This window comes from Streptosporangium sp. NPDC000563, from assembly GCF_040299985.1.
In the GTDB taxonomy this organism is placed as follows: domain Bacteria; phylum Actinomycetota; class Actinomycetes; order Streptosporangiales; family Streptosporangiaceae; genus Streptosporangium.
Window position 1 is genome coordinate 1,020,253 of record NZ_JBEPDA010000001.1, and the last position, 25,310, is coordinate 1,045,562.

General features: G+C 70.4%; 25 protein-coding genes. 15 read left to right on the forward strand and 10 right to left on the reverse strand.

Annotated elements, in window-relative coordinates:
• Positions 1–96: 96 nt before the first annotated feature.
• Genes ABT352_RS04805 through ABT352_RS04815 form a run of 3 tightly spaced genes read left to right on the forward strand, consistent with a single transcriptional unit; the run spans position 97 to position 1,158 of the window.
• Positions 97–333: a DUF4244 domain-containing protein gene (locus ABT352_RS04805; protein WP_350942538.1), complete on the forward strand. Its 237-nt coding sequence runs from the start codon at positions 97–99 to the stop codon at positions 331–333.
• Positions 334–392: 59 nt separating this feature from the next.
• Entirely contained in the window at positions 393–725 is a 333-nt protein-coding gene (locus tag ABT352_RS04810) for a TadE family type IV pilus minor pilin (RefSeq protein WP_350942539.1), read from the forward strand.
• A 49-nt stretch (positions 726–774) separates the two neighbouring features.
• On the forward strand, positions 775–1,158 hold the full coding sequence (locus tag ABT352_RS04815; RefSeq protein WP_350942541.1) for an Rv3654c family TadE-like protein: 384 nt from the start codon (positions 775–777) through the stop codon (positions 1,156–1,158).
• Between the two features lie 72 nt (positions 1,159–1,230).
• Here ABT352_RS04815 and ABT352_RS04820 read toward each other — a convergent pair whose 3' ends face one another.
• Positions 1,231–3,750, reverse strand: a complete 2,520-nt coding sequence (locus ABT352_RS04820) for a DEAD/DEAH box helicase (RefSeq protein ID WP_350942542.1) — start codon at positions 3,748–3,750, stop codon at positions 1,231–1,233.
• A gap of 263 nt (positions 3,751–4,013) precedes the next feature.
• Between ABT352_RS04820 and ABT352_RS04825 the strand changes: the two genes are divergently transcribed.
• The 4 genes from ABT352_RS04825 (at position 4,014) to ABT352_RS04840 (ending at position 8,738) form a co-directional block, all read left to right on the forward strand.
• A complete protein-coding gene (locus ABT352_RS04825; protein ID WP_030916965.1) occupies positions 4,014–4,364 on the forward strand; it encodes an STAS domain-containing protein in 351 nt (116 codons plus the stop codon).
• 2 nt (positions 4,365–4,366) lie between these two features.
• The gene (locus tag ABT352_RS04830) at positions 4,367–4,813 is read left to right on the forward strand and encodes an ATP-binding protein (RefSeq protein WP_350942543.1); all 447 of its coding nucleotides are present in this window, start codon (positions 4,367–4,369) and stop codon (positions 4,811–4,813) included.
• Positions 4,814–5,725: 912 nt separating this feature from the next.
• Positions 5,726–8,056: a sodium-translocating pyrophosphatase gene (locus ABT352_RS04835; RefSeq protein WP_350942544.1), complete on the forward strand. Its 2,331-nt coding sequence runs from the start codon at positions 5,726–5,728 to the stop codon at positions 8,054–8,056.
• Positions 8,057–8,264: 208 nt separating this feature from the next.
• On the forward strand, positions 8,265–8,738 hold the full coding sequence (locus ABT352_RS04840) for a SixA phosphatase family protein (protein WP_350942545.1): 474 nt from the start codon (positions 8,265–8,267) through the stop codon (positions 8,736–8,738).
• A gap of 109 nt (positions 8,739–8,847) precedes the next feature.
• On the opposite strand, the gene serB is transcribed toward ABT352_RS04840, so the two are convergent.
• Positions 8,848–10,071: a phosphoserine phosphatase SerB gene (gene serB, locus ABT352_RS04845; RefSeq protein ID WP_350942546.1), complete on the reverse strand. Its 1,224-nt coding sequence runs from the start codon at positions 10,069–10,071 to the stop codon at positions 8,848–8,850.
• A 116-nt stretch (positions 10,072–10,187) separates the two neighbouring features.
• Here serB and ABT352_RS04850 point away from each other — a divergent pair, with 116 nt between their 5' ends.
• Together ABT352_RS04850 and ABT352_RS04855 are read left to right on the forward strand one after the other, a co-directional pair.
• The gene (locus ABT352_RS04850; protein ID WP_350942547.1) at positions 10,188–11,054 is read left to right on the forward strand and encodes a GNAT family N-acetyltransferase; all 867 of its coding nucleotides are present in this window, start codon (positions 10,188–10,190) and stop codon (positions 11,052–11,054) included.
• The gene (locus ABT352_RS04855) at positions 11,051–11,920 is read left to right on the forward strand and encodes a lysophospholipid acyltransferase family protein (protein WP_350942548.1); all 870 of its coding nucleotides are present in this window, start codon (positions 11,051–11,053) and stop codon (positions 11,918–11,920) included. The genes ABT352_RS04850 and ABT352_RS04855 overlap by 4 nt, the downstream gene beginning before the upstream one ends.
• A gap of 25 nt (positions 11,921–11,945) precedes the next feature.
• Here the strand turns inward: ABT352_RS04855 and ABT352_RS04860 are convergent, their stop codons facing one another.
• The 4 genes from ABT352_RS04860 to ABT352_RS04875 form a co-directional block, all read right to left on the reverse strand.
• Positions 11,946–12,626, reverse strand: coding sequence for a response regulator transcription factor (locus ABT352_RS04860; RefSeq protein WP_350942549.1), 681 nt, complete (start codon positions 12,624–12,626; stop codon positions 11,946–11,948).
• 254 nt (positions 12,627–12,880) lie between these two features.
• Positions 12,881–13,420 carry a hypothetical protein gene (locus tag ABT352_RS04865; protein WP_350942551.1) on the reverse strand — a complete coding sequence of 180 codons (540 nt, stop codon included), beginning with the start codon at positions 13,418–13,420 and terminating at the stop codon, positions 12,881–12,883.
• Between the two features lie 84 nt (positions 13,421–13,504).
• A complete protein-coding gene (locus ABT352_RS04870) occupies positions 13,505–14,554 on the reverse strand; it encodes an S-adenosylmethionine:tRNA ribosyltransferase-isomerase (RefSeq protein ID WP_350942552.1) in 1,050 nt (349 codons plus the stop codon).
• Between the two features lie 73 nt (positions 14,555–14,627).
• Positions 14,628–15,293, reverse strand: coding sequence for an SDR family NAD(P)-dependent oxidoreductase (locus ABT352_RS04875; RefSeq protein WP_350942553.1), 666 nt, complete (start codon positions 15,291–15,293; stop codon positions 14,628–14,630).
• A 123-nt stretch (positions 15,294–15,416) separates the two neighbouring features.
• On the opposite strand from ABT352_RS04875, the gene ABT352_RS04880 reads away from it, so the two are divergent.
• A complete protein-coding gene (locus tag ABT352_RS04880; RefSeq protein WP_350942554.1) occupies positions 15,417–16,547 on the forward strand; it encodes a GAF domain-containing sensor histidine kinase in 1,131 nt (376 codons plus the stop codon).
• A gap of 200 nt (positions 16,548–16,747) precedes the next feature.
• The gene (locus ABT352_RS04885) at positions 16,748–17,398 is read left to right on the forward strand and encodes a response regulator (RefSeq protein WP_350942555.1); all 651 of its coding nucleotides are present in this window, start codon (positions 16,748–16,750) and stop codon (positions 17,396–17,398) included.
• 49 nt (positions 17,399–17,447) lie between these two features.
• Here ABT352_RS04885 and ABT352_RS04890 read toward each other — a convergent pair whose 3' ends face one another.
• On the reverse strand, positions 17,448–18,167 hold the full coding sequence (locus ABT352_RS04890) for an Rv1486c family protein (protein ID WP_350942556.1): 720 nt from the start codon (positions 18,165–18,167) through the stop codon (positions 17,448–17,450).
• A gap of 66 nt (positions 18,168–18,233) precedes the next feature.
• On the opposite strand from ABT352_RS04890, the gene ABT352_RS04895 reads away from it, so the two are divergent.
• From ABT352_RS04895 to ABT352_RS04910, 4 genes are all read left to right on the forward strand, one after another.
• On the forward strand, positions 18,234–19,028 hold the full coding sequence (locus ABT352_RS04895; RefSeq protein ID WP_350942557.1) for an ABC transporter ATP-binding protein: 795 nt from the start codon (positions 18,234–18,236) through the stop codon (positions 19,026–19,028).
• Between the two features lie 113 nt (positions 19,029–19,141).
• The gene (locus tag ABT352_RS04900; RefSeq protein ID WP_350942558.1) at positions 19,142–20,230 is read left to right on the forward strand and encodes an SPFH domain-containing protein; all 1,089 of its coding nucleotides are present in this window, start codon (positions 19,142–19,144) and stop codon (positions 20,228–20,230) included.
• A 77-nt stretch (positions 20,231–20,307) separates the two neighbouring features.
• Complete coding sequence (locus ABT352_RS04905) at positions 20,308–21,063, forward strand: sulfite exporter TauE/SafE family protein (protein ID WP_350942559.1); 756 nt, start codon at positions 20,308–20,310, stop codon at positions 21,061–21,063.
• Between the two features lie 30 nt (positions 21,064–21,093).
• Positions 21,094–21,321, forward strand: coding sequence for a DUF8836 family protein (locus ABT352_RS04910; protein ID WP_329088968.1), 228 nt, complete (start codon positions 21,094–21,096; stop codon positions 21,319–21,321).
• Positions 21,322–21,373: 52 nt separating this feature from the next.
• On the opposite strand, the gene ABT352_RS04915 is transcribed toward ABT352_RS04910, so the two are convergent.
• The 3 genes from ABT352_RS04915 to ABT352_RS04925 form a co-directional block, all read right to left on the reverse strand.
• Entirely contained in the window at positions 21,374–22,285 is a 912-nt protein-coding gene (locus tag ABT352_RS04915) for a Rieske (2Fe-2S) protein (protein WP_350942560.1), read from the reverse strand.
• 40 nt (positions 22,286–22,325) lie between these two features.
• A complete protein-coding gene (locus tag ABT352_RS04920; RefSeq protein WP_350943540.1) occupies positions 22,326–22,880 on the reverse strand; it encodes an HD domain-containing protein in 555 nt (184 codons plus the stop codon).
• 101 nt (positions 22,881–22,981) lie between these two features.
• Positions 22,982–25,162 carry a molybdopterin-dependent oxidoreductase gene (locus ABT352_RS04925; RefSeq protein ID WP_350942561.1) on the reverse strand — a complete coding sequence of 727 codons (2,181 nt, stop codon included), beginning with the start codon at positions 25,160–25,162 and terminating at the stop codon, positions 22,982–22,984.
• Between the last annotated feature and the right edge of the window lie 148 nt (positions 25,163–25,310).

The window sequence follows — 25,310 nt, forward strand, 5'->3', positions numbered from 1 at the left end:
AACGTGGTTCGGGTCAGCGGTGCCTCGGGCGTATGGAGAACCCTGACGGTACCGATGCCGGGCGGTGGGTCCGGTGGAGATCTTCAGGAGGAGCAGATGGCTCGAACGAGTGCTGTTCACACGCGGCGCGACCGGTGGCGGTGGTTGCGCGCACGGTGGGCGCTGCTGGTCGCCGGCGCGCACCGTGACCGAGGCATGTCCACCGCTGAGTACGCGGTCGGGACGATCGCCGCCTGTGCTTTCGCCGCTCTTCTTTTCAAGGTGGTGACGAGTTCCGAAGTCCAACAGATGATCACAGGTCTGATCAATCGAGCGCTCACCGTGGCCGGATGATCCTCCCGGCACCGTTGATCTCCTCCCGCCGGTCAGGTTCCCGCCGGTCCAGGGGTTCGGTGACAGCGGAGACGGCCGCGGCGCTGCCCGCCCTCATGGTCGTTCTGGGAGCCGGGCTGTGGGCCGTGGCGGCGGTCGAGGCGCGGCTGGAGTGTGTGGACGCCGCGCGAGCCGGGGCCAGGGGTGCTTCGCGTGGCGAATCCCTTGAACGGGTTCGGGGCGGTGTCCTGTCCGTGGCTCCGCCGGGCGCCGTGGTCACGGTGACCCGGAGCGCGGAGGTGACACGGGTGGAGGTGTCCGCGACGGTCAAACCCCGATGGGGTGCCTCGCTCCCGAGCGTGACCGTCCACGCGACCGCCGTGTCCGTCACCGAGCCAGGGTTGGAACGGTAAGTCAGGCATGGCCGGTATGGGGAGCCAGGGCCGGAACGGTAGGCCGGGCATGGCCGGTGTGGGGAGGGAGAACACGCAGCGGGGGTCGGCGACGATCTGGACGGTCGGGCTCATGGCGCTGGTCTTCGCGGTCGCGATGGCGGTCGTGTTCACGGGCATGGCCAGGGTCGCGCGCCACCGGGCACAGAGCGCCGCCGACCTGAGCGCGCTCGCCGCCGCCCGACTCGCCTTCGCGGATCCGGGCCGGAGCTGCCTGAGGGCCTCCTCGCTCGCCGCGGACAACAAGGCCAGGATCACCCGCTGCTCTCTCAGCGAGGGGGGTGTCGCGGATGTCGAGGTGGTCATGGAGGTCTCGCTGCCTTTGAAAGGGCCGGTGGCGATCACCTCCAGGGCACGTGCGGGACCTGTTCACATCGTTGATCCAGGACCTTGACGGCTGATCGAGCAGAGCAGCGGTGAAGGGCATCGAGTAAAGCAGCGTTGAGTAAAGGCAGCGGGGAAGAGCTCATCCGCCGTCCGTCATCCTGGCGGCTCTCCCACCTGTCACATCCGAAGTGTCCTGAGTTTTCGGAGAAAGCGGGAGCACGTCCGCAGGGTCCAGGGGAAGTGAGGAGAGGTTCGCGGGCTCTTGGGGGAGCGGGGAGGTATCCGGGGGGTCCGGGAGGAGCGAGGGCATGTCCGTGTGCTCCCGGGAGAGCGGGGAGACGTTCGCCGGCTCTTGCGGGAGCGGGGGCGCGTTCGTGGGCTCAGGGAGGACGTCCGTGGGCTCGGGGAGAAACGGGGGTGTGTCCGTGGGCTCGGGGGAGAGCAGGACGGCGAGAAGCCGGAGGGCTCCGGCCTTGTCGAGAGGTTCGTTGCCGTTGCCGCACTTGGGAGACTGGATGCACGACGGGCAGCCGCGCTCGCACTCGCAGGAGGCGATGGCCTCGCGGGTGGCCGTGAGCCAGTCGCGCGCGCGGGCGTAACCGCGTTCGGCGAAGCCGGCGCCGCCCTCGTGGCCGTCGTAGACGAAGACGGTGAGCACCCCGGTGTCGGGATGGAGTTCGGTGGAGACGCCTCCGATGTCCCAGCGGTCGCAGGTCGCGAAGAGCGGCAGCAGGCCGATGGAGGCGTGTTCGGCCGCGTGCGCGGCGCCGCCGAGGTCCAGGCCCTCCTCGGCGAGGGGAAGGATCGCCGAGGTGGGCAGCGTCCACCAGACGGCCCGGGTCCGTAGCGTGCGCGGGGGCAGGTCGAGAGGTTCGTCCCCCATGAGTTCACCGCTCTGGGCTCGGCGCTTGAGATAGGCCACGACCTGGCTCGTCACCTCGACCGCGCCGAAATGGAGCTCTCCCTGACCGAGAGGGTGCGAGCGAAGGGACTCGATGACCGAGATATCGGTGACATCCCTGGCGAAGGTCGTGTAGTCGGGGGTTCCCGCCTCGACCAGCGCGACCCCCGCCTCCAGGTCGAGTTCGGCCACCAGAAATGTCTCTCCCTGGTGCACGTAGACGGCGCCGGTGTGCACGGCCGAGTGGGCGGAGGGTTCGTCCACGGTGCCGAGCAGCCGTCCTGTGGACATCTCGACGACCTGAATGGGCGCGGCGCCCGCCCCTCGGATGTCGGCGAGGTCGGTGGCGCGTTCCCGGCTGGTCCAGAACCAGCCTGTGGCGCGTTCCCTGAGCAGGCCGTCCCCGACCAGATCGGCGAGCACCTCCTTGGTGGTCGGGCCGAAGATGTCCAGTTCGTCGTGGGTGAGCGGGATCTCGGCCGCCGCCGCGCACAGATGGGGCCCCAGCACATACGGGTTGCCCGGGTCAAGCACGATCGTCTCGACGGGACGGCCGAACAGGGCTTCCGGATGGTGGACGAGGTAGGTGTCCAGGGGGTCGTCCCTCGCGACCAGCACCGCCAGCGCGTCCTGCCCGTCCCGTCCCGCCCGCCCGGCCTGCTGCCAGAGAGAGGCGCGGGTCCCGGGCCACCCCGCGATGAGCACGGCGTCCAGCCCGGAGACGTCGACACCGAGTTCCAGCGCGTTGGTCGTCGCGAGGCCGAGCAGTTCGCCGGAGCGCAGGGCCCTTTCCAGGTTCCTGCGATCTTCGGCCAGGTATCCGGCCCGATAGGCCGCGACCTTGCCGGGCAGCTCCGGGGGCGCCTCCCCGTCGATGACGAGGTCCTGGAGCTTGGCCCGGGTGGTGAGGGCCACGGTCTCGGCGGCCCTGCGGGAGCGGACGAAGGCGAGGGTCCGCACGTCGGAGGCGACGAGATCGGCCAGGAGATCCGCGCTCTCGGCGGTCGCGGGGCGCCGGACCGGGGCGCCGCCCTCGCCGCGCAGATCGGTCAGGGGTGGCTCCCACAGTGCGAAGGTGGTCGCGCCCCGAGGAGAGGTGTCCGTGGTCACCTCGGCCATCTGGAGGCCTGTCAGGCGCTGCGCGAAGACCCCGGGCTCGTTTGCCGTCGCCGAGGAGAGCAGAAACGCCGGTCGGGAGCCGTAACGCGCGCAGATCCGGCGCAGGCGGCGCAGGATCTGCGCGACGTGGGAGCCGAACACGCCCCGGTAACCGTGGCACTCGTCCACGACGACCATTCGGAGCCGCCGCCAGAAGAGCGACCACTGAGCGTGACGGGGCAGCAGGCCGCGGTGAAGCATGTCCGGGTTGGTGAGTACGTAGTTGGCGTGCTTGCGCACCCAGGCCCTCTCCTCGAAGGAGGTGTCGCCGTCATAGGTCGCGGCGCGGAGGCCGGGAGGGTCGAGCTCGCGCAGCGCGCGGAGCTGGTCGGCGGCGAGTGCCTTGCTGGGCGACAGATAGAGGATCGTGCCGCCGTCGAGCGTCGAGGAGAGTGCCGGGACCAGGTAAGAGAGGGACTTGCCCGACGCCGTCCCTGTGGAAATGATCACGTTTTGGCCACGGTGGATCAGATCCGCGGCCTCGGCCTGATGTGGCCACAGGCCGGAAATACCGAGGTTCGCCCAGCGCGTAACCAGCCGCTGGTCGACCCAGTCGGGCCATCGGGTATCACCGGCCTGACGTGCGGGAACGTGCTCCACATGGGTAACACGCGCCCGACGTGCGGGAACGTCGAGGAGGCGGTTGAGGGCGGTGCCCGCGCTGAGGGGCGAGGATGAGGGCGGGGTCACTGGTTTCCAGTCTCACATCTGTGGGCAGAGTCGCCGGGAATCGTGATTTCGTATAGACACTGAGCGTACGCATGGTTGAATGCCGCGCGTCGGGGCTTGTCGTCCGGGGGTCACCCGGTCCCAGGAAGGCATGCTCGAATCGGTACTTTCGCAGGCAAGGCGCTGGAGGATCTGTGGATCTGAAGTTGGACCACCATTCCGAGGACCGTCTCACCATCGTTGAGGTTGAGGGTGAGATTGATGTCTACACCGCGCCCAGATTGCGTGAGCTCCTGATCGACCTGGTCAACAAGGGGAATTTCCACCTGCTCGTCAACATGGAGAAGGTTGACTTCCTTGACTCCACGGGCCTTGGTGTCCTGGTCGGCGGGCTCAAGCGAGTTAGGGCGCACGATGGCTCACTGGAGCTTGTCTGCACCCAGGAGCGCATCCTGAAGATTTTCCGGATCACTGGACTGACGAAGGTCTTCGGGATCTACGCCTCGGTCGACGAGGCCAAGGAAGCTCACGGTCGAGACAAGTAGTCGTGGCTACCGTCGAGCTGACGTTCAGCGCTCTCCCCGCGCATGTGCGGACGGCACGCCTGGTGGCCACGGCCATCGCCAGGCGTACCGGCGTACAGGAGTCGTTGCTGGACGAGGTACGGCTCGCTGTTGGAGAGGCGTGCTCGCGGGCTGTGGAGGCACATCGCCTCCACTGTCCGGGAGAGCCGATCCGGATCGAGCTACGTGATGACTTAGGGCGTTTTGAGGTGACAGTCACCGACTCCGCCCCTAGTGATGAGCTGGAGCATGATCGGGCCCTTCTGGGGTTCGACGATCCGTTCGGGCAGCTTCCCGATGACCTGATGGCCGGTTTCGGCATCGCGGTCATCGCGGGGCTGGCCGACGACGTTCAGGTCTACCCAAGCCAGAAGGGCATGTGCATCCGCATGAGCTGGCCGGCGGCGACGAACGGAATGTCTCCGGTCTGAAAAGCAGACTTCGACAGCCGGGCGTGTCCATATGGACACGCCCGGCTGTTTTTGTTGGGAGTGCGCGGCCACAAGATCGTCTGTGATGACCTCCGTGCTGGGGTCGCCATCCGCCCGTCTCGCCCGTCTCGCCCGTCTCGCCCGTCTCGCCCGTCTCGCCCGTCTCGTCTGTGTCGTCCGTGGTGTGGCGGTCATCGACCCGAGGTGTGTTCGTTGGAGACGTGTCCGGAGGCCGGATGATCTCGCCTCGCCAACGGGCCGCCGATGGCGCTCGCCGGGTCCGCCTCGCCGTTCGCCGGGGCTGAGAGCCGAGGCGGAGAGAGAGGCCGCCGAGACCCGGCGCGGCGACGTCGTTCTGCCTGCCTCGCCGTATGCCGGGGCTGCGGGTTGGGGGCTGAGGGTGGGGAGAGGGGCCGCCGAGACCCGGCGCGGCAAGATCATCCCGGCCTGCGCCGCCGTTCACCCGGCTGAGAGTTGAGGGCGGAGGGAGGGGGGCCCGGAGGATCGTCCGTGATGTCCGGTGGGCGAGCCTGGTCGTTCCCCGAGGAGATTTCAATTTCGGTCAAAACTTAACGTGGCTGTTTCTTGACTGAAACTGGGAGGAAACAGGAGCTGAGGGGTGGATGTGACGGATGAAATGACCCCATAAGCAGGTCGGCTGTCAAAGGGGGCCGCTCGTGTCGTCAATTGGGCGGGGGCAGAGGCTTCATATCCGCGTCGTCGCTGCGTAGACTCCCGGGACCGGCCAAGGTTTATCCTTCGGAGCGGCCCGTCACGCGAGCCGTACTCCGCGGGGGTCTGCAACTGGAAGCGGCACTGCCCACCATCCCGGAGTGCGCCGCCTCAGCCGCCTGACAATCACCGCAGCGCACTCCGGGCAGGACGTGTTCCCGTCTTGCCAAGGAGAGTCGGATGTCTGTGCTCCATCTCGCCGCTGCGGAGCCAGCGGTTTCCCTAAGTGGTCACCACTTCACCATCGTCATCGTGGTCGCCGCCGTCGCCCTGCTCGCACTCGCCGTCGCCGGCACACTGGTGCGGGAGGTGCTGTCCGCCGACCAAGGCACCGAACGTATGCAGAACATCGCGAGAGCCGTCCAGGAGGGGGCTTCCGCGTATCTTGCGCGACAGTTCCGGACGCTCGCGCTATTCGTCATCTTGATCCCGTTCCTGCTGTACCTTCTCCCGGCCGAGACGACCAGCGTGAGGATCGGCAGGTCGGCGTTCTTCGTCGTCGGCGCGCTGTTCTCGGCGTTGACCGGATTCATCGGCATGTGGCTCGCGGTCCGCGGCAACGTCCGTGTCGCCGCCGCCGCCCGCACGTCCGGTGAGAAGGTCGCCATGCGGATCGCCTTCCGCACCGGTGGTGTGGCCGGAATGATCACCGTTGGCCTCGGCCTGCTCGGCGCGGCCGTGGTGGTGATCGCCTACGGGGGCGAAGCCCCGGCCGTGCTGGAGGGCTTCGGCTTCGGTGCCGCGCTGCTCGCGATGTTCATGCGAGTCGGCGGAGGCATCTTCACCAAGGCCGCCGATGTCGGCGCCGACCTCGTCGGCAAGGTCGAGCAGGGCATTCCCGAGGACGACCCGCGCAACGCCGCCACCATCGCCGACAACGTCGGCGACAACGTGGGTGACTGCGCGGGCATGGCCGCCGACCTGTTCGAGTCCTACGCGGTCATGCTGGTCGCCAGCCTGATCCTGGGCCGGGTGGCCTTCGGCGTCGAGGGACTGGTGTTCCCGCTGATCGTGCCCATGATCGGTGTGATCACGGCGATCATCGGCATCTTCGTCACCGCCCCGCGCGCCGGGGACCGCAACGCGATGGCCGCGATCAACCGGGGCTTCTTCATCTCGGCGGCCATCTCGGCGGTCCTCGTCGCCGGCGCGGCCTACCTCTACCTGCCGGCCAGCTTCTCCGGTCTGACCAATGTGAGCCCGGAGATCGCCGCGGTCACCTCGGACCCGCGTCTGATCGCGATCGGGGCGGTGCTCATCGGCCTGGTCCTGGCGAGCACCATCCAGATCCTCACCGGCTACTTCACCGAGACGAACCGCCGCCCGGTGCAGGACATCGGCGAGAGCTCTCGTACGGGCCCCGCCACGGTCATCCTGTCCGGCATCAGCGTCGGTCTGGAGTCGGCGGTCTACTCCGCGCTGATCATCGGAGCCGCCGTCTACGGAGCCTTCCTGCTTGGCTTCGGCAACGTCACGATCGCGCTGTTCGCCGTGGCGCTGGCGGGTACCGGCCTGCTGACCACGGTCGGCGTGATCGTGTCGATGGACACCTTCGGTCCCGTCTCCGACAACGCCCAGGGCATCGCCGAGATGTCCGGCGACGTCGAGGGCGAGGGCGCTCAGGTCCTCACCTCGCTGGACGCCGTCGGTAACACCACCAAGGCCATCACCAAGGGCATCGCGATCGCCACCGCCGTGCTCGCCGCGACCGCGCTGTTCGGCGCGTTCCGTACGGCGGTCGAGGGCGAGCTGGTGGGTGCGACGGCGAGCGTGAAGGAGGCGCTGGGCTCGTTCAGCGCGTTCAGCCTGAGCGTCGACTCCCCGAACGTGCTGGTCGGTCTGATCATCGGCGCCGCGGTGGTGTTCATGTTCTCCGGCCTGGCGATCATGGCGGTCGGCCGCGCGGCCGGACGGGTGGTCTTCGAGGTGCGCGAGCAGTTCCGCACCAAGCCGGGCATCATGGCGGGGACGGAGCTCCCCGACTACGGCAGGGTCGTCGACATCTGTACCCGCGACTCGCTGCGGGAGCTGGCGACGCCCGGCCTGCTCGCCGTCCTCACCCCGATCGCCGTCGGTTTCGCCCTCGGGTACGCCCCGCTCGGCGCGTTCCTGGCCGGTGCCATCGCCTGTGGCACGCTCATGGCGGTGTTCCTGGCCAACTCCGGTGGTGCCTGGGACAACGCCAAGAAGCTGGTCGAGGACGGTCACCACGGTGGCAAGGGCTCGCCGGCCCACGAGGCCACCATCATCGGTGACACCGTCGGCGACCCGTTCAAGGACACCGCGGGACCGGCGATCAACCCGCTCCTCAAGGTGATGAACCTCGTGGCGCTGCTGATCGCCCCCGCCGTGGTGACCTACGCCGACAACCCGACGCTGCGCATCGGCATCACGGTGGTCGCGGTCGGCATCGTCGTCGCCGCGGTCGTCTTCTCCAAGCGTCGTTCGGCGGGCATCGCCCCGACGGAGGAGAGCAACTCCGACCGGGAGCCGGAGCAGGTCTCCAGCTGAGCGAACGTTCGACGGAAACGTTTGACGGAAACGTTTGACGGAGGGGTGCACGGGCCACGTGCACCCCTTCGGCGTGTGCGGGCCACCCCGGTGGGAAACTGGCCCGTATGGAACAGCAGCCTTCCGGAGGCAAGACACTCGTCCTCATCCTGCTGGCGATGGCCGCGATGTTCGCGGTGATCGTGGGTCTGGCCGTGTGGGCGTCGCGATGACCGCGCGCACGCTCGTCGTCCTGCGCCACGCCAAGGCGGCTCACACCTCCGGCCTCGCCGACAGGGAACGCCCCCTCACCGATGTCGGCGAGCGCGACGCCCTCAAGGTCGGCGCGGCCCTCGTCGGTATGGACCTCACCCCCGACCTGGTGCTCTGCTCGCCGTCGGTACGGACCAGGCGGACCGCCGACCTGGCACTCCCCGGTGCGGAGACCCTCATCGAACCGGCCATATACGAGGCATATCCCGACGAGTTGCTCACGCTGATCCGGCGGAGCGATCCCGAGGTGCGCACGCTGGTCCTGGTCGGCCACAACCCCGGGGTTCAGGAGCTTGTCATGCAGCTCACCTCGGCCGACGGCGACGCCGGGTTCCCGCCCGGCGCGTTCGCCGTCATCGGGGTCGACGGCGAGTGGGCCGAGCTCGACACCGGCCGCGGCATCGTCCACTGGACCCCCAGGAAGCACTGAGAATCCGCGCGAGAGCTGAGACACGAGCGACCGTCTCAGCTCTTCGGCGAAGCCTCGGGACAGCCGTACGGTGATCGCGTTCGCGGGTGGCCCACCCCACCGATCACGGTCAGCGTTCGGCGGCGGTGACACCGTCCTCGGCGTCGGCGTCCTCCACCTCGGCGCGCGGGATGCCCAGCAGGTAGAGGATCGAGTCGAGGTAGGGGACGTTGACCGCGGTGTCGGCGGCGCGGCGGACCACCGGCTTGGCGTTGAACGCGATGCCGAGACCGGCCGCCGCGATCATGTCCAGGTCGTTGGCGCCGTCGCCGATGGCCACGGTCTGGCTGATCGGGATCCCCGCCTCGCGGGCGAAGCGCTCCAGTGCCCGCGCCTTGCCCGGCCGGTCGACGATCTCGCCGACGACCCGCCCGGTCAGCACGCCGTCGACGACCTCCAGGGTGTTGGCCGCGGAGTAGTCGATCCCGAGGTCCTCGACGAGGGCGTCGGTGAGCTGCGTGAACCCGCCGCTGACGATCGCGAACCGGTAGTCGAGCCGCTTGAGCGTCCGTACCAGCGTCCGGGCGCCGGGAGTCAGCACGAGCTCCTTGCGTACCTTCTCGAAGACCTCCTCGGAGAGGCCCTCAAGCTGCGCGACCCGGCGGCGCAGCGACTCGGCGAAGTCGAGCTCGCCGCGCATCGCCTCCTCGGTGACCCGGGCGACCTCCTCCAGGCAGCCGGCGTGCGCCGCGAGCAGCTCGATCACCTCGGCCTGGATGAGCGTCGAGTCGACGTCCATCACGATCAGGCGCTTCGCCCTGCGGTGCAGGCCGGTCCGCTGCACGGCGACGTCGACCTGCTGGGCGTGCGCCTCGACGGCCAGCTCCGCCCTGAGGGTGTCGGGGTCGGCGCCGGAGAGCGAGAGCTCGATGCAGGTCACCGGATAGCTGGACAGGCGCTCGATCCGGTCGATGTTGGCACCGGCCGCGGCGATCCGCCCCGCGATCCCCGCCATGGCGGCGGGCTGCAGCGGTGAGCCGAGCACGGTGACGTCGAGCCGCCCCCTGCGCCGCTTCTCCTTCGAGTCGGAGCCGGTGGACAGCTCCACGTGGAGTCCGAGGTCCTCCGCGGCCCGCTCGACGGCGGTCCAGAGGGCCCCGAGGGTGCCGCCGGTGCCGGTCGGCGTGTCGCCCGCGTACGAGACGAGGACGCCGAGGGTGAGCCGGCCGCGGATGACGACCTGCTCCACGTCGGCGACGATGACGGGGAAGCCGGCCAGGACCGAGAAGAGGCGTGAGGTCACGCCCGGTCGGTCGGGGCCGTTCAACGTGATCAGAAGCGTGCGCTGGTTCATCGGTTCCTACGGTACTTGGCTCCGGATTCGACCGTGAATGTGGTTCATCATCCGGACGCCTGGAGTTCGCGGGGCCCTCAGGTCCCGCGTCATCTGCAAATGTCTTCATGAACCTCATGACGACCCTTCCCGTGGAGTCGCGCCTCGCCCGCTACAGCGTCGGGCTGGCCGCTACCGCCGTCGAGATGCGCGAGGCCCAGCGCCTGCGCCACCGCGTCTTCTCCGAGGAGATGGGCGCCCGGCTGGACAGTCCCATCACCGGCCTGGACGTCGATCCGCTCGACGCCTACTGCGATCACCTCCTGGTGAGGTGCGACGACACCGGTGAGGTCGTCGGCACCTACCGGCTGCTCGGCCCCCGCAGGGCCGATCGCCTCTACTCCGACTCCGAGTTCGATCTCAGCGCGCTGGCCGGTATCCGGGGGAACATGGTCGAGACCGGCAGGGCCTGCGTACACCCGGAACACCGGGGTGGCGCGGTGCTCGGGCTGATGTGGGCGGGTATCGCCCGCTACATGACGGCCGGGGGGTACGGCTGGCTGGCCGGGTGCTGCTCGGTGCCGGTGGCCGACGCGGCCGGGATCATGGAGCGGGTGCCGCTCTCACCGCCGGGCTACCGCGTCACGCCGCACCGCCCCTGGCGGGCGGGCCCGGTCTCCGGCTCTCCTCGCCGGAGAGGCCGGAGAGGGAGGTCGGGCCCCTCGGCCGCTTCCGGGTCCGTGCCGGTCTTCCCGATCGGCGCCGGAGCGGCGCGGTCGCCGCGGGAGGACGCCTCGAAGCGTACGGCCGCCACGAGCCCCGCCGCCGACCGGGGGCGGGCGACGCTGCCGCCGCTGCTGCGCGGGTACGTGCGGCTGGGCGCCTGGGTCTGCGGCCCGCCCGCCCACGACCTCGACTTCGGTACGGCCGACTTCTTCGTCCTGCTCTCGATGGCCGAGGCCGACCCCCGCTACCTGCGCCACTTCCTGGGAGCCGCATCGTGAGCCCGTGGATACCCGTGGCGCCGTGCACGCCCGCCGGCTGCCTGTTCCCACCAAGATCGAGGGCCGAGGCGCCGCGCAGGGCGCTGCGACTCGCGGCGGTCGGGCTGGTCGTCCTGGCGGGAGTGGTCCTCACGCTTGTGGCCCGTGGACTCGGTGCGACGAACAGGATCCGGCTGACGAGCGTCTGGTCCCGGCTGGTGCTGCGGGCGGTCGGCGTACGGATCGAGGTAAGGCGGGGGTTCGCGTTCATGGCCGGCTCGGTCGCCGGGCCATGTCCGGTCGCCGACGGATCGTCCGGGGCCGCTCCGCTGGTCGTGGCCAACCACGTGTCGTGGCTGGACCCGCTCGTGATGGCGGCGGTCCTGCCGTGCCGGGTGCTCGCCAAGCAGGAGGTCCGGGCGTGGCCGGTGGTCGGCCTGCTCGCGACGGGTTCGGGCGCGTTGTTCGTCGACAGGGACCGGCTCTCCGCGCTGCCCGGGACCGTCGCCGACGTGGCCGCGGCGCTCGCCGCCGGCCATCCGGTGGCGGCCTTCCCCGAGGGGACGACCTGGTGCGGGCGTGGGATGGGCTCGTTCAGGCCCGCCGTTTTCCAGGCGGCCCTGGACGCGGGGGCCCCGGTCAGACCGGTCGCGATCAGATATCTGGAGGGGGAGGACGTCCTGGCCAGCGGACCCGTCTATGTCGGTGACGACATCCTGTGGGCGTCGATCCGCCGCGTGGTGGCCGTCCGGCGGTTGACGGTGGAGGTGACGATGCTGCCCCCCGTGCGGGGACGCGACCGCGGGGAGCTGGCCTGGACGGCCGAGTCGTCCGTCGCCTCTGTGCTGGTCGCCGGGGCCGCGCACGGTGTTCCCGCCGCGGCCTGATCCGACCTCGGAGCCCTGGCCCCGGCTAGGCCGAACCCAGGTATGTGATGACGGCCGCCACCCTGCGGTGGGTGTCGGGACTGTTCTCCAGGGCCAGCTTCATGAAGATCGAGTTGACGTGTTTCTCGATGGCGGAGACCGACAGGTGCAGGGCGCGGGCGATTCCTCCGTTGGACAGGCCGTGCGCCATCTCCCTGAGCACGTCCAGTTCCCTGGGGGTGAGTTCCGCGGGCGGGGGGCCGCCGCGTACCCCGCGCTTGGCCAGCAGGCCCTCCACCACCTTGGGGTCGATCACCGAGCCGCCTCCCGCCACCGACCTGATCGCGCCGAGCAGCTCGTCGATGTCACCGACCCGGTCCTTGAGCAGGTACGCACGACCCTCGGTGCCGTCCCTGAACAGATCCAGGGCGAACATCGCGTCGGAGAACTGGGAGAGCACCACGACCCCGATGTCCCGTGAGGCGGCGCGGATGCGGTGCGCCGCGTCGATGCCCTCCATTCCCGGGCGGACGAGATCGGCCGAGCCCGGCATCCGGATGTCGGTGACGACCACGTCGGGGCGCAGCCGTCTGGCGGCGTCGAGCAGGTCGTCCGCGGTGCCCACGGCGGCGACCACCTCGATCTCGCCGGAGGTCTCCAGGAGCCTGCGGGTGCCCTCACGCACCAGGTAGTGGTCCTCGGCCAGGACGACTCTCAGTTCAGCCATGGATCGCGCACCGTCCGGAACTCACCATGGGGAGATCCTGCACGGTGCGCGGGCGCCGTGTACATGAGGTTGCCCGCACTCGTCGCCGTCGCCGTCGCCGGGATCCGGGATCCGGGATCCGGGAACGGAGCCGGTGGTGGGAGCGAGCGGAACGAACCGAAACCGGTGGCGAGATCGGAACCAACCGGTTCCGGAACCGGGAACGGGAGCGGGAGAGGCGGACGGTCAGCAGGTGAGAGGTACGGAACGCGTGGTCAGCGGAGCACTCGGGTCTTCACCCGCACGTACTTGATGTCGGTGCCGATGTCGATGCCGTAGATGTCGAAGGTGTCCAGCCCGCCAGCGGGGACGTCGATCGAGACCGAGCCGAAATTGGCGGTCGCGGTGCCGCGGGCACCGTTCTTCAGCCAGACCTTGACCTTGAGGGTGGCCGTTTTGCCGGGGTTCAGGGTGTCGAGCAGACAGCCCACCTCGCGCCCCGAGATCTCGCAGTACGAGCCGGCGGGCTTGCCGACGATGCGGATCTTGGAGATGTGCGGGGAGAGACGGCCGCCGACGTAGGCGATGTCGGTGTACCACTTGCCGACGTTCTTGATCTTCAGCGTGTAGACGTACGAGTCGCCCGCCCAGGCCTTGCGCGGGTAGAAGACGGTCGTCTTCAGCGGCGCGAGCGGCGGGCCCGCGACCTTCTGCGGTGCGGCGATCGGGGGGGCCGAGGCGTTCGCGGGCGCGGGGGTGAGCAGCATGCCTCCCGCCAGGGCGATGGCGGCGATGGCGGCCAGGTGCCGGCGCATTTTTACTCCAGTCGGATTTCGTCCCGTTGATTACGGATCATCATGGGAGATCCGACTTGTAAACCTCTTGCGATTGACTATCCGCTAACCGGTGATCAGGTGGACATCGCCGAATTCGTGCCAGAGATAGCCCTCTCCGAGCGCCTCCGCGTACGACCGCGAGAGCAGATCGCGGCCGGCGATCGCCGACAGCATCAGCAGGTGGCTGGAGCGCGGCTCGTGCAGCCCGGTGAGCAGGCCGTTCACCGCCCTCACTCCGACCTCGGGGGTGACGATGTGCGAGGTCCAGCCGTCCGCGGCCCGGACACGGCCGGTGGCCAGCGCGGCCGTCTCCAGCGCCCTGACCACGGTCGTGCCGACCGCGATCACCCGGCCGCCCGACTCGCGAGCGAGCTCCACCTGCCGCGCGGTGGCCTCGGGCACCTCGAACCGCTCCGGATACGGTGGCTCGTCCTTCTCCGGAGACGCCACCCCCGTGTGCAGGGTGATCGGCGCGATCCCCACCCCGCGCGACACCAGGGAGGTCACCAGCCCGGTGGTGAACGGCCGCCCCGCGCTGGGCATCTCCGCGCTGCCCGGCCGCACGCCGAACACGGTCTGGTAGTCGGCGAGCGGCCAGTCCCTGTCCACGTACGAGTATCGGATCGGCACGCCGTACCGGCGGAGGTAGCCCGTGACCTCCCGGTCCAGCCTCGCCCGCCACAGCCGCGGCGTCTCGCGTCCCAGGAGCCGCAGGGTCGCCCCACCCGGCAGCGGCAGCCACTCCCCGTCCGCACCGCCCCGGTAGGGCTCACCGGCGGGGCCTCCGGCGAGGCCCGTCCGCTCCCTGAGCCTGCGGAGTTCGACCAGCCAGGTACCGTCCTCACGCTCGGTGGAGAAGTGCACCGCGAGCCGATCGAGCCGGACGGCCGCGGGAAGCGTGCCGGAATTGTTCACCACGAGCAGGTCGCCGGGGCCGAGCAGACCGGGAAGGTCGGCGAACGCGTGGTGCCCGATCTGTCCGGTGCCCCGCTCCGAGACCAGCAGGCGCACCCCGTCACGGGCCAGCCCTCGGGCCTCCGGGGGCTCGTGCGCCTCCAGCTCGCGCGGGAGCACGAAGTCCGCGGCCATCGCGTCCGCCGCGGGCGCGCTCACGTCCCCTCCCCGTACGCACGCACGGATTCCGTCGCCGTTCTCACAGGTCCTCCTCGTTCGGTGCCCCGCCCGTTCATCCGTGCCTCACCCGGCCGCTGTCCGGGCGGTCGGCGATCAGCCGCAGCAGGGTGGGAACGACGCTTTCCGGGGCCGGGGCCTGTTCGGCCTCCTTGGCGCCGACGGCGTCGGCGAGCATGGCGGTGGACATCTCGCCCGGATCCACCCACCAGACCGCGACGTCGGGTTCCTCGACGGCCAGCACGTGGGAGAGCCGCTCCAGGGCGGCCTTGGTCGCGCCGTATCCGCCCCAGCCCTCGGCCGCCTCCACCGCCGCGTCGGAGGAGATGTTCACGATCGCGCCGCGCCGCTCCCTGAGCCCGCGCAGGTTCGCCTGAATCAGTGCCAGCGGGGCCAGTACGTTGGCCTGGAACAACTCCTGGAGCGTGTCGAGCGGGTATCCGGCCAGCGGCGGCAGCGGGACCGCGCCCAGCCCTGAGGCGTTGTTGACCAGCAGGTCCAGCCCGCCGTGTTCCTGTACGGCCCGCGCCAGCCGATCCCGGTGGGCGGGGTCGGCGACGTCTCCGGCCAGGGCGAGGGCGCCGAGCTCGTCCGCGGCGGATCGCAGCGCGTCCTCACCCCGCGCGGTGAGGACGAGCCGCCAGCCGTCGGCGGCGAGGGAGCGGGCGAGTGCCAGGCCGAGGCCGCGGGAGGCGCCGGTGATGAGTGCGGTCTTCGTCATGCCTCGACGCTAGGAGCCGCGCGCCCGCCGTACATCGGCCGCCGGACCTGGCCGGAGGTGGGCCGATGGGCTTAGGACCGATGGAGTAGGCGGCGGACCTCCACCGCCGCCTAGAGTCGTCTCGTGAACTCCGAGAGCGAGGACAGGGACGCCGTGCTGCACGCGGTGAGCTCGGCCGTCCTCGCCGTGACCAGGCATCTGTCGGTGCGGGAGGTGCTCCAGGTGATCGTGCGGTCGGCGCGGCGGTTGCTGGACGCACGCTACGCCGCGCTGGGCGTGCCCGACGACCAGGGGGCGTTCGCCGAGTTCGTCGCCGAGGGCATCTCCGACGAGCAGTGGGACGCGATCGGGCCCATGCCCCGCCAGCACGGCATGCTCGGCGCGATGCTGCGCGAGGGCACGCCGGTCCGGCTGCCCGACATCCGCAGGGACCCCAGGTTCGAATACTGGCCGCGGGCCCATCCGGTGCTCAAGGACTTCCTCGGGGTGCCGATACTCGACGGGGACGAGGTGCTCGGCATCATCTTCCTGTCCAACAAGCGGGCCCCCGGAGGCTTCACCGAGGCCGACCAGCGGCTGCTCACCATGTTCGCCGCGCACGCCGCGATCGCCCTCACCAACGCCCGCCTGTACGAGCGCGGCCGGGAGCTCACGCTGGTGGAGGAGCGCACCCGGATGGCGAGGGAGCTGCACGACGCGGTGACCCAGAAACTGTTCTCGCTGCGCCTCACCGCGCAGGCCGCCGCGTCGCTGGTCGTCGACGATCCCGTACGGGCGCTGCGGGAGCTCGGCCAGGTGGAACGGCTGGCGGGAGAGGCACTGGCCGAGTTGCGCGCGGTGATCGTGGAACTCCGCCCGGCCGACCTCGACCGGCACGGCCTGGCCGAGACGCTCCGCAAGCACGTCCGTCTGCTCGACCGGCTGCACCCGGCCTCGTTCTCGTTCGAGGAGTCCCCGGTGTGCGAGCTCGAACCGGTGATCGAGGTGGCCGTCCTGCGGGTGGCCCAGGAGGCGCTGCACAACGCCTCAAGACACTCGGCTGCGCGTGTGGTCGAGGTGCGGCTGGGCTGCGAGGGCGGGCGCGTGGTTCTTGAGGTGAGTGACGACGGGGCCGGTTTCGACGTGACCGCCGCCGCGGGGAGAGGGCTGGGAATCGCCTCGATGGGCGACAGGGCGCAGGCCGTCGGCGGCGACGTGCGGGTGACCTCGGAGCCGGGACGGGGCACACTCGTCCGGCTGGAGGTGCCCGCGTGACCCGTGATGCGGAGAAGGATGATCGTTCGACCCGGCGTCCGGGGGAGTCTGCCGTAGGCGGTCCCGACGATGGTCGTCCGGTCCGTGGCCCGGGTGAGTCGCCGGAGTCTGCCGTAGGCGGTCCTGACGATGGTCGTCCGGTCCGTGGCCCGGGTGGGTCCTCGGGGTCGGCCGTACGCGGTCCTGACGGCGACGACCGGGTGATCCGCGTCCTGATCGCCGACGACCACCCGGTCGTGAGGCAGGGCCTTCGCACCTTCCTGGACCTGCAGGAGGATCTCGCCGTGGTCGGCGAGGCCGCCGACGGCGCCGAGGCGGTCGCCCTGGTGGAGTCTCTCGCCCCCGACGTGCTGCTGCTCGACCTGAAGATGCCGGTGCTCGACGGGCTCGGCGCGCTGCTGCTGCTGGGCGAGCGAGGGCTGTCGCCGAAGGTGCTCGTGCTGACCTCGGTGAGCGACAGGGGCGACGTGGCTCCGGCGATGCGAGCGGGTGCGGCGGGCTTCCTCTACAAGGACGTCGAACCGGCCGCGCTCGTGCGCGCGATCCGGGCGGTGTACGGCGGCCAGGTGCTGCTCGCCCTCGAGGCGGCCGAGGCGATGCTGGCCGGTCCCGAACCCGTCCGGGCCGCGCGGGAGGGCGGACAGGAGGACAGGTATGTGGCGCCGCTGACCGATCGGGAGCGCGAGGTGCTCGCGTTGATCGCCTCGGGCCGTTCCAACCGGGAGATCGCCAGGCAGCTCGCGGTGGCGGAGAAGACGGTGAAGACCCACGTCTCCAGCGTGCTGATGAAGCTGGGCGTGCAGGACAGGACCCAGGCCGCTCTCTACGCGGTGAGAAACGGTCTGGCCTGACGGCGGTGTCCCGGTGGCCGGATCCTCGGACCGGCCCTCGGGCCGGTCCTCAGACCAGCTCGGTGATGGCGTGGTGGGCGACCACCCTGGCCCGGCGCACCGCGCGGTCGAGCTCACGCAGGGCCCCACCGCGTACGGCGATCTGGCCCGAGGTGAGCCCGCGGTCGTCGGCGACGCGGAGCACCGCGGCGAGGCGGGCGGCGAGGGCGGCGACCCGGTGGGCCCTGGCGGGGTAGCCGGGGGCCAGGCCGTCGTCCACGATCTCCAGCCGCCGGTGGCCCTGGGCCGGCCCCTCCACGCCGAGCAGGGCGTCGGTGGCCACCCGCATCGCGCGGGTCAGCTCGTGCTCGGCCTCGGCGAGGGAGGGCAGGGCGGGGGCCGTGGTACGGGCCTCCAGCACGGTCCAGCGAACCCCGGCGTACGATGACCCGCGGCGGTCGTTTACCGGGATCAGGCCGAGACATCTGTCGGGAAGCACGGCTGTCGCCGCCTGCCCGGCCTCGATGGCCGCGGAGTTGAAAGGGGGCGGTCCGGTGAGACCGAGTGGGTCGCCCGCGACGGGAAGGGCCAGTCGCAGCGATTTCATGCCCTCGATCCGCAGGTCGGCGAGGAATCCGCGGAGGGCGAGGTCGCCGGTCTCACCGGCGACGAGTTGGGGGCCTGCCTGCCGCTCCACGCGGTCGGCGGCCTCGTCGAGGCCGACCTGTCCGGCGAGCCAGGCGTTGCCCCAGCAGACCAGGGTGGCCGAGATCGGTGAATCAGGGTGCACCGATCCACGATATGCGCTTGTCCTGCAATAGGTTTTGTTCGAGCGATTCACAAGGAGGCGTAAGGGATGGGCGGTCAGGTGCTTCGGCTACAGGACGTCACCGTCCGCAGGGACGGAGCGGTCCTGCTGCGGGAGATCGACTGGACCGTTCACGAGGACGAGCGGTGGGTCGTCATCGGCCCCAACGGCGCGGGAAAGACGACGTTGCTGCAGGTGGTCGGGGCGATGCTGTTCCCCACCGAGGGCGTCGTCGAGATCCTGGGCGAGCGGCTCGGCCAGAGTGACGTCTTCGAGCTGCGGCCCCGCATCGGGCTCGCGAGCGCCGCGCTGGCGGAGAAGGTGCCACCGGACGAGAAGGTCATCGATCTGGTTCTCACGGCCTCGTACGCCATCCTCGGCCGCTGGACGGAGGAGTACGACTCCCACGACGTGACGCGTGCCGTCGAGCTGATCGACCAGCTCGGCTGCGCCCACCTGATCCGGCGCCGCTTCAACACGCTGTCGGAAGGGGAGCGCAAGCGGGTCCAGATCGCCCGCGCGCTCATGCCCGACCCGGAGCTGCTGCTGCTGGACGAACCCGCCGCGGGCCTCGACCTGGGCGGGCGCGAAGACCTGGTGCGCCGCCTGGCGACCTTCGCGCACGACCCGAAGGCGCCGACCATGGTGCTGGTCACCCACCACGTGGAGGAGGTGCCCAGTGGGTTCACCCACGCCCTGCTGCTCCGGCACGGCTCGGTGGTGGCCCAGGGCCCGATCGACCAGGTGATGACTGCGGAGAACCTGTCGCACACCTTCAGCGTCCCGCTCACCCTCGATCGGGGGCGCGAGGGCCGCTGGTACGCGCGGGCGCACCAGCTCTGAGGGGAACCCGAGAGGTTCCGAGATCGTTTCGGTCGTTCAAAGGCCGTTGAAGGGAAAAGCAAATATCCTGCCGGGTCAAGAGTTCCACGTGACTCGACCGCCCGGGGTGGTTCATGGAAGCGCTTGTCGCCGCACTCGTCATCGTGGTCGTGGCGGCGTTCGCCGTCCATCGGATGGTTCGCGTCGTGCCGCACGCCACGGCGGGTGTCGTGGAGCGGTTGGGGCGCTACCACAGGACGCTCGGTCCCGGGCTGAACCTCGTGGTGCCGTTCATCGACCGGATCAAGGACATGGTCGATCTTCGTGAGCAGGTCGTCGCCTTCCCGCCGCAGGCGGTCGTCACCTCCGACAACCTCGTCGTCTCGGTCGACACGGCCGTCTCCTTCCAGGTGACCGACGCCCGCGCGGCGACCTACGAGATCGCCAACTTCCTGGTCGCCGTCGAGCAGCTCGTCGCCACCACGCTGTGCGACGTGGTCGGCGGGATGGATGTGGACCGCGTGCCGGCCTCCCGTGAGGAGATCGGCGCCGAGCTGCGCCGGGCGCTCGACGACGCGGCGGGCGGGTGGGGCCTGCGGGTCGGCCGGGTCGAGGTGAAGACGATCGACCCGCCCGTCTCGATCCAGGAGGCGATGGAGAGGCACTCCCGCGCCGACCACGACAGGCGGGCCGCGCTGCTCGCGGCCGAGGGGGAGAAGCAGGCGGCCGTCCTCGCCGCCGAGGGGCGGAGAAAGGCCGCCGTACTGGCCGCTCGCGGCGAGGCGGAGGCGACCGTGCTCAGGGCGCGGGCCGACGCCGAAGCCAGGGCGACGCGGGCCAGGGCGGAGGCCGACGCGATCGACATGCTTTTCCGCGCCGCCCGTGACGGCAGGCCCGACCCGGAGCTTCTCGCCCACGAATACCTGCGGGCGCTCCCCGAGCTCGCCAAGGGGGACGCGGGCAAGCTGTGGATCGTCCCGCCGGACCTGAGACGGACCCTCGAAAGCCTCGCGGACCTTCTCCCGGACAGGGACGAGCCCTCCGGAGAGTTCGACGGAGGTGTGTCTTCGGGCGGTTCGGTCAGGGAGGACGGGCCGGGCGGACACCAACCTTCGGGCGAGGAAGAGGTGCCGGGCACGTGGGAGCCCTCGGTCAAGGGAACCTCGGTCAAGGGAACCTCGGTCAAGGGCGGTCCCGTTAAGGACACCCCCGCCACCGGGTGATCTCGATCTCCTCCTACCATCCGGTGAGGGCCGTGCACCTGCCTATGGGCGCGAGCCTGACGAGTGAGGGGAAGCGCATGACACCGTGGGAGGCGGTCGCGATCTTCGTGGCCGGCGTCGGGGCGGGGGGCATCAACGCCGTCGTCGGTTCCGGGTCTCTGATCACGTTCCCGACGATGGTCGCGCTGGGCATGCCACCGGTCATCGCGAACGTCTCCAACACCGTGGGCCTGGTCCCGGGGTCGATGACCGGCGCGTTCGGCTACCGGGAGGAGCTGAGGGGGCAGCGCCCGCGGCTGATCAGGCTGGGGGTTCCCGCGCTGGTCGGTGCGCTGATCGGCGGGGTGCTCCTGCTGTACCTTCCCGCGGAGACGTTCGACGTCGTCGTGCCCGTCCTGATCGCCCTGGCGTGCGTGCTGGTGGTGATCCAGCCGAGGCTCAACGGCTGGCTGAGCGCCCGGCGGGAGCATCCCCATCCGCACGGCGGCCCCTGGCTCTGGGGTGGCGTTCTCGTGTGCGGCATGTACGGCGGCTACTTCGGCGCGGCCCAGGGGGTGCTGCTCATCGGGCTGATGGGCAGTTTCCTCGACGAGGGCCTGCAGCGGATCAACGCGGCCAAGAACGTACTCGCGCTGCTGGTCAACGCGTGCGCCGCGCTGCTGTTCATCGTGGTCGCGGAGGTCGACTGGCTGGCGGCCCTGATGGTGGCGCTGGGCGCCGCGATCGGCGGTTTCCTCGGCGCGAAGATCGGCAGGCGACTGCCGGCCCCGGTGCTGCGCTGGTTCGTGGTGTGCGTCGGGATCGTGGCGATAGTCAAACTGGTGTACGGGTGAACCTGCCTGCTACCGGGTACTTATTCAGGTATGAAAGGTGACAAAGTCGAGGTTGTCATCGACGCAGGAGACAGTTCCCGTACCTACGAGGTCAGCGCCACCAGAGCGGGGCGCCGCGTTGAGGTGGCCAACGCCCGAGGCGGCGTTGTCGAGGTGAGCGAGGTCACCCGGAGCGGAACGGCCGTGCGCACCGCCCGCTTCATGTCCAGCCGTATTCTCGCCCTGGTCGAACACCCCGCCGACGGCAAGCCGGCCTAGGCCGGGCCGACGGCGGTAGCCGGTTCTCGTCACGCCCGGGTGGGACGTACGGTCACACCTGGGCGGGACGGACCTGGAGCACCCCGTCGCGGCGGATCCGGGTCTCGAAGGACGGCTGGGGGGCGGTGGCCGGGCCGTGTACGACGGCTCCGTCGGAGAGCCTGAAGGTGCTCCCGTGCCACGGGCAGACCACGCAGGCGGTCCCCTCCTCCGAGATCAGACGCCCCTGGTGGAGCGGGCCCGCCAGGTGCGCGCACTGGTCGGCGAGCACCGTGACGTTCGCGCCGACGCGCAGCACGAACAGATCGATGTAACCCAGCCTCCGCGTCACCGGGCGCCCGTCCGGCAGGTCGCCGACGTCGCACAGGTCGTGCCAGCCCAGCGGGACCAGGTGGGCGACGGACTCGGCGTGGTTCGCCCCGGCCGCCTGCCGGTAGGCGAGGTGGCCGCCGAGGTAGCCGCCCACGCTCGCGGCCCCCAGGCCGGCGAACGACAGCACCCGCCCGGTCCGGTCGCGCCCGGCCATCCGCAGCACCAGCGAACCCGCGTAGAGCCCGAGAGCGGTCAGGTTGGCGATCGCGTGCACGAACCCCACCCGTTGCTGCTCGCGGTGGAGCGCCGACCAGTCGGTGATGCCCGCCGCCATCGCGGGCATCGCGGCCGCGAGCCCGCCCGCGACCAGCATCCGCGACGCCCGCGGATCGGAACGGGTCACGTCGAGCACCGCCGTCGCCGTCCAGAGACCCAGGCTGACGTTGGCGAGCGGTGGATGCAGCGGTTTGCCGATCGGCACCCCGTGCAGCAGGTCACGCAGCGGTCCTGGACCGATCCGCCGGCGCACGGCCTTGGCGAGCACGCGGATCGGTCTGTCGGCCTTGGGCGAGCGTTCGATCCGATCGGTGAGCTCGACCCCGGGCACCAGACGCCTGGTCCGACGCCCTGTTTTGACAGTTTCCTTCACCATTGCCCCCTCCTAGACCATAGGGACCTACCCGAGAACGGCGTTATGCACGCGCCAAATGCCCTCGGCTGACGGAGAGGGCGATGATCTCGGTGGCGTAGGCGCCCAGTGTCGCCGATCCCTCCTCGATGATTTTCACCTTCTCCAGCACCTGCTCGGCCGTCACCTTGTACAGCGACCAGGTGCCGCCCTCGTTGTGGTGGTTCGCCATGATGGGGGCGATCCGGTCGAGGGCCTTGGCGAATTTGGCCTCCGGCGTCCTGCGTTCCTCGAACTCGTCCCAGAGCTCGCGCAACCGCGCGGCCTGGTCGCAGGGGAGCAGCCCGAAGATCCGGTCGGCGGCCTTGCGCTCGATGTCCAGCTGGGCCTCGACGGCCGAGGCGTCGTAGATGAACGTGTCTCCCGCGTCGATCTCGACGATGTCGTGGACGAGCAGCATCGCGACGACCCTGTCGAGGTCGGTGCCCGGTGGCGCGTGCTCGGCCAAGACCATCGCCAGCATGCCCACGTACCAGGAATGCTCGGCGTCGTTCTCACGCCGCGACCCGTCCATGAGGGTGTTGCGGCGGACGATGCGTCTGAGCTTGTCGATCTCCATGGCGAAGGTGAGCTGAGCGTGCAGACGGTCCTGTGCTGGAGGGGTGGTCACGCGCGCAAGCCTAATGCGCGTCGATCCCGCTTTTCCGAGCGATCATGGGATCACGCCCGGCCGAGGGTGACGGGAACCCCGTTGAACACGGCGTTTCCCGAGGGTATGTCCACGACGGAATCATCTGTCAGCGTGTTCGCGTTCACTCCCGCGTGCTTGGCGGCCACCGGTTGCGAGGTGCCGGAGTGCCCCCATCCGTGGGGCAGGCTCACCACCCCCGGCATGATCGTGTCGGTCGGCTCAAGCGGCACGACCAGCTCTCCGGCGGCCGAGCGCACCACGGCGTGCTCGCCCAGCCCGAGCCTGCTCACGTCGTCCGGGTTGATCTGCAGGGTGCACCGGTTGGTCCCGCCGACCAGCGGCCCCACGTTGTGCAGCCAGCTGTTGTTGGAACGCAGATGGCGCCGCCCGATCAGCACGATCTCCGCGGGCGGGACGGCGAGCCGCTCGCGCAGCCGCGCGGCGTCCTCGACCAGCTGCGGCGGGGCGAGTTCCACCCGTCCCGAGGCCGTACGGACGATCTCCGCCAGCCGGGGCTCCAGCGCTCCCAGGTCGATGCCGTGCGGGCTCGCCAGGAGAGTGGCCAGGGAGAGTCCGTACGGTCCGAGCCTGAGCATGGCGTCCAGCCGCCTCTCCGCCCCGCTGCCGCCGTCCAGGGAGGCGCGCAGCTCGGCGGGGTCCGCGCCCTCCACCGGAGATCCGGGCGTCTCGACGGCCCTTCGGAGCATCCGGTCGAGGATCAGCTCGTCGAGCAGGGCCGGATCGGCGTCCGCGCCCTGACCCGAGGCGATCATCGCCAGCCGTGCCATGATCTCGGCCTCCGACGGACGTCCCGGCTCCAGCGGCAGGACCGGCGGGGAGAACCTCGCGTAGTTGCGGACCGCGAAGGCGAGCAGCGTCAGGTCGTAGTGCGGCGACTGCGTCACGCGCGGCGGCGGCAGGATCACGTTCGCGTGCCGGGTGGTCTCGTTCAGGTACGGGTCCACGCAGACCATGAACTCCAGGTCGCGGAAGGCCCCCTCCAGCCGTGGTCCGCCCGGCGCCGACAGCACCGGGTTGCCGGCCACCACGACCAGCCCCCGGACCTGCCCCTCTCCCGGCGTCTCGATCTCGTCGGCGAGGGTGGCCACCGGGATCTCGCCGTTCGCCTCCGGCAGCCCCCGGACGCGGCTGTGCCAGCGTCCCGTGACGTACGGCCTGCTCCGGCGGCCGTTCTCCACGGCGGTCTTCGCGAACATCACCCCGCCGGGACGGTCGAAGTTGCCGGTCAGGATGTTGACGACGTCGACCAGCCACTGCGCGACGGTGCCGAACTCGGCGGTGCAGGTGCCGATGCGGGCGTAGACGGCGGCCGTCGGGGCCGCCGCCAGCTCACGTGCCAGCCGTACGATCTCCCCGGCCGGTATCCCGCACATCGGGGCCACGACCTCGGGGGCGAAGTCCCGCGCCAGCCGCCGTACCTCCTCCAGCCCGTCGATCCCGATGCCGCCGATGTCGGCGCCGACCGAGGTGAGGTCCTCGGCGAGGAGGGTGTGGACGATGCCGAACAGCAGGTAGGCGTCCATGCCCGGGCGTACGAACAGGTGCTCGTCGGCGAGGGCGGCGGTGCGGGTGCGGCGCGGGTCGACGACCACGAGTTTGCCGCCGCGCCCGCGCAGCGCCTTGAGACGGCCGGGGAAGTCGGGGGCGGTGCAGAGCGAGCCGTTGGACTCCAGCGGGTTGGCGCCGAGCATCAGCAGGTGGTCGGTACGGTCCAGGTCGGGCACCGCGATCGCCATCGGGTCGCCGAGCATCAAACCGCAGGAGACGTGCTTGGGCATCTGGTCGACGGTGCTCGCGGAGAAGACGTTGCGGGTGCCGAGGGCGCGGATCAGCGGCCCGCCGTACAGGGCTCCCGCCATGGAGTGGGCGTTCGGATTGCCGAGGTAGACGGCGAGCGAACCGCGGCCGTGGGCGTCGATCACCCTGCCGAGGCCCTCCTCGACCGCGCGGAACGCCTCCTCCCAGGACGCCTCGCGCCACTCCTCACCCGTACGGATCATCGGGACGCCGAGCCGGTCGGGGTCCTCGTCGAGGCGGCCCAGGCTCGCCCCCTTGGGGCAGACGAACCCTTTGGAGAAGGGGTCGTCCGGGTCGCCCTTGACCGAGGTGACGTGTCCGGCGTCGTCGAGGGTGAGCCGGAGGCCGCAGACGGCCTCGCAGAGAGGGCAGGTCCTGTGAGCTGTTCTCATCGGCGCTCCTGGGTTCGGCGAATGAACTCATCATGGCCGTCGGTCCGGCACGGGGAAAGCCCCGGAGCGTGGCTTGGATTCAAGGGGGCGTCGCGACATCTCGATCCGAGAAGTCGCGACGACCCCTTGAAACCGCCTGGGCTCCGGG